The 3,183-nt window shown below is 56.6% G+C and carries 3 protein-coding genes and 1 pseudogene; 3 read left to right on the top strand and 1 reads right to left on the bottom strand.

The features are described 5' to 3' along the window. The first annotated feature begins 38 nt into the window (after window positions 1–38). Window positions 39–833, top strand: coding sequence for a hypothetical protein (locus tag HMPREF9412_RS16795; protein ID WP_254664065.1), 795 nt, complete (start codon window positions 39–41; stop codon window positions 831–833). 186 nt (window positions 834–1,019) lie between these two features. Next, entirely contained in the window at window positions 1,020–1,898 is an 879-nt protein-coding gene (locus HMPREF9412_RS16790; protein ID WP_036672540.1) for a M15 family metallopeptidase, read from the top strand. A 171-nt stretch (window positions 1,899–2,069) separates the two neighbouring features. Here the strand turns inward: HMPREF9412_RS16790 and HMPREF9412_RS16785 are convergent, their stop codons facing one another. Then, window positions 2,070–2,438, bottom strand: a complete 369-nt coding sequence (locus tag HMPREF9412_RS16785; RefSeq protein WP_009592836.1) for a hypothetical protein — start codon at window positions 2,436–2,438, stop codon at window positions 2,070–2,072. A 376-nt stretch (window positions 2,439–2,814) separates the two neighbouring features. On the opposite strand from HMPREF9412_RS16785, the pseudogene HMPREF9412_RS16780 reads away from it, so the two are divergent. Further along, window positions 2,815–3,183: pseudogene (locus HMPREF9412_RS16780) on the top strand (zinc ribbon domain-containing protein); the annotation flags it as partial.

The following is a 3,183-nucleotide window of genomic DNA, read 5'->3' as shown; positions in this document are numbered from 1 at the left end:
TTGGATGTAACCGAAAATGCCGGTCCGCGGATGGCATCATGCCTTCCAGGCGTACCGGTACGCGAATGGAATGTAAGGAGGTGCGGGCTATGGAAACTGCGGGATTAGCCGAAGGGCTCAGACTCGAGATCGAACCGGGATGGTTGAAGGGAATAGCGGATGGAGACATCGAATCGCCGGAGACTTATGAGGTCAGCGTTCAGGTGGAGAAACTGGATCCTGCCGCCCGCGAGGCGGTACTGGCTTATCTGGAGGAAGATCCGCAGGCGCTGTACCGCCTGCTTGCAGGTCAGGGCGCCCCTTGGCTGGATGAACTGGCGCCATCCCCCCTGCGGGGCGGAGAGCTTGCCGCCGAAGCGCGCTGCACATGCGGCCGAGCGGCTTGCGCGCATGCCGCAGCCTTGCTGGCTGCCGCATCCCGGCGCCTAGCGGCAGAGCCGCTCCAGCAGCTGATGCTGCTGGGGCTGCCGCGGGAAGCGCTGCTGGCAGGCGTCTTCGACGCCTGGGCCAAAGCAGCCCCACCGCCGGCAGGCGGCTCTGCCGCGGAGTCGGCCGCCCGCGCGAAGGAGAAGGGACCGTCCGGTCCTTCTCCGGGCGAATGGGTGGCCGAAGCGGCGGCCGAGGGCCGCTTGCACCGGCCAGGCCCGCAGCTTAGCGAACTGGCGGTGCAGCTGTCGCCGCCGCCTCCGGCGGATCAGCTCGGCCCGGCCGGCGACTGGACAAGCTTGCTGCCGGGCGTTCGCGGCGCGTCCAAAGCGCTTGCCCTGATCGCTCGCGGGGCGGCCAAGCAAGCGGACCAGAAGCGCCGCAGCTTGGAGCCGCCTTCGCCATAGCTTGGACATCCATTGCAGAATGGTATGGAATTCGATAAGAGCGGCGCCGTAAATCGAGGCAAGCTGCCGAATACCTGACGTAAACGGTGTAAATCCGTCATGATTCGTCAGCGGCTCGTTTGTCCTGCTTATTCCGAATAAGGTACAATGGGGGCAGGACAAACTGTGGGAAAGGAAGTAGCAGAGATGAATGCATTTTCGGGAAGAGGAATCCGGTTTACAAGCGTAATGCTGTCATCCCTGCTGTTAGCAGGAGCCATTCTGGCGGGATGCCAATCGGACGATGCCGGCTCCGGCAAGGAACAGGGGCAGGAATTGCAGTCGCCGGCCGAGGGTCAGGAAGGCAGCACGCTTCCTGAAGGCGGATCGGAGAATGGGGAGACGGGGGCTGAGAATCAGCCGGCGGATCCGGTCATGGCAAAGCGCAGCGAGAATGCACTCCAGGCCACCATCCAGGAGAGCGGCGGCAAGCAGGTCGTGACCAATGCGGAGGCCATGACGGTAGTCGTGAACAAGCAGCGCAGCTTGCCGGACGGCTATGAGCCGAGTGATCTTGTGGAGCCGGACGTTCCGTTTTCTTTTGACGAGCCGCACGAGAAACGGCACCTGAGACAAGAAGCGGCGGGTGCGCTCGAGGAATTGTTCGATGCGGCCAAAGCGGACGGCATCGAGCTTCGGGCCGTATCGGGATACCGTTCTTATGCCCGTCAAAAAACCATATATGAGAACAATGTTCGTACCAAGGGGGAAGCCGAGGCTAACCGCGTAAGCGCTGTGCCGGGTACGAGCGAGCATCAAACCGGCCTGACCATCGACGTATCCAGCCCAAGCGCGGGCAATGCGCTGGAGGAAACGTTCGGCCATACGGAGGAAGGACAGTGGCTGGCGAGCCGCGCGCCGGAATTCGGCTTTATCATTCGTTATCCGGAAGGGGCAGAGGATATTACCGGCTATGTATACGAGCCTTGGCATATCCGTTACGTAGGAAAGGATTTGGCACCGGATATCGCCGACAGCGGCCTGACGCTGGAGGAGTATTTCGACGAAGCGAACATTAAACTGTAAGCTGTGCTAATAGTCGTAGGATAAACGGGACTTTTTATCCTTGTACCGCGGCTTGCGAATCTATAAAGTAGAACAGGACCTGCGCAAGGCCGGGCGATGTTCTAGTTAAACAAAGGAATCCCGGAGCGGCTCGCTCCGGGATTCCTTTGTTTTTGGACTGAAGCATTCGGATTACTTATTCAGCGGCGAGTCTTCATAACCGGGATCATCGTAGCCGGTATCGTTCAGCTTGCCGATGATGTTCATATCCTCGATGGTTTTGCGGGTGCGTTCATCCCCATGTTCGTGGAGAAAGATATAAAGATTAATCGTCCGTTCATCGTATTCCTCGGCGGCATCGTCATGATCTGCCGATTTATATGGGACGAACGTCCGTTTAAATGCATACCGGTCGCTGCTGCTGACCTCATGGAGCAGCCCTCTCAGCTTCGAGACCTCTTCATCATCCATATATACGACATATTCGTTCGTATCGTTCGGTACATCCTGGATCAGGTTGTGATTGACTGAAACATAATACGTCTTTTTATCGTTTGTCATGATAAATCCCTCCAGACTTCGGCAGCGCAAGGCTGCTCGGAATAGGACACGGGGTTTAAGCCGGCCGCCGCCCCTTACTATGCATTTTTCTAATCATATACACGTTCGGGGCCCGGATGAATCAGAAGCGAAGTTGGAAGGGGCTTCCTTTTTCACATGGGGCAAGGAATTTGGTATGATAGAATCACCATGACGGCAGTATACTGGACGATGAGGATCATTTCATGATACATGAGCAAATCTGCGAACTGCAAAGAAACATGGGGCAGCCGGTTTATGGCTGGCTACAAATCGTTTATAACCTTGATGAAGAGATATGACAATGTGCCGGCCGACCGCCGGTGAATCGGGATATGAGAAAGAGGAGGATTCATAAATGAAGATTTTACAGAAGCTCAAGGATGGAGCTAACCGCGCAACGGAAAAGGCGCAGCACGTGGTCGAAGTGAATAAGCTCAATAGCCAAATTTCCGAAATCGAACAGCAGAAGAACTCGTATTACCTGCAGATGGGTAAAGTATTCTATGAGGGCTACCGTCAGCAGGATATGACGATTGCGGAAAAGGAGATGGTCGAGCTCGCGCAAACCTGCGATGGATTGCAGGAGCAAATCGAAGCGATACGGAACCGCATCGCGGTGCTCAAGAATGAACGGGTCTGCGAATGCGGACGCGTGGTCGCGCTGGACGCGAATTTCTGCCCGTATTGCGGAAACAAGCTTGCCAATTTGATGGACCCTGAGGAG

Origin of the sequence: Paenibacillus sp. HGF5 (genome assembly GCF_000204455.1) — a bacterium.
Lineage (GTDB): Bacteria > Bacillota > Bacilli > Paenibacillales > Paenibacillaceae > Paenibacillus_AQ > Paenibacillus_AQ lautus_A.
Note: the sequence above shows the minus strand (reverse complement) of the source record. Positions and strands in the feature narration are given on the sequence as shown.

Coding starts and splice junctions, on each gene's coding strand:
- HMPREF9412_RS16795 (WP_254664065.1), top strand. CDS start 39: ATGCCTTCCAGGCGTACCGGTACGCGAATGGAATGTAAGGAGGTGCGG.
- HMPREF9412_RS16790 (WP_036672540.1), top strand. CDS start 1,020: ATGAATGCATTTTCGGGAAGAGGAATCCGGTTTACAAGCGTAATGCTG.
- HMPREF9412_RS16785 (WP_009592836.1), bottom strand. CDS start 2,438: ATGACAAACGATAAAAAGACGTATTATGTTTCAGTCAATCACAACCTG.